The 254-nt window shown below is 48.8% G+C and carries 1 protein-coding gene; it reads right to left on the reverse strand.

What is annotated here, in order from left to right; genetic code table 11:
* On the reverse strand, positions 1-245 hold a 245-nt coding region (locus ACTHSQ_RS11340), incomplete at its 3' end, for an IS3 family transposase (protein ID WP_049329182.1).
* Between the last annotated feature and the right edge of the window lie 9 nt (positions 246-254).

Genomic DNA, 254 nt, shown 5'->3' on the forward strand with positions numbered 1-254 from the left:
TTCAAACTGCAACGCTCGCGGTTGTAGTAATCCATATAGTCATCTATCTGTTTCATCAATTCGTCCACCGTCAATTCACCTGCGTTATAGAAACACTCCGTCTTCAACACCGCAAAGAAGCTTTCCATCGGTGCATTGTCCCAACAGTTCGCCTTACGCGACATGCTTTGAACCATTGAATGCTCCGCAAGCAATTCCCTATACCCCGCCGTACGGTACAGCACACCCTGGTCGGAATGCAGCATCGTTCCCTT

It is taken from the genome of Neisseria sp. P0009.S008, assembly GCF_051958615.1.
Taxonomy (GTDB): Bacteria; Pseudomonadota; Gammaproteobacteria; order Burkholderiales; family Neisseriaceae; genus Neisseria; species Neisseria subflava.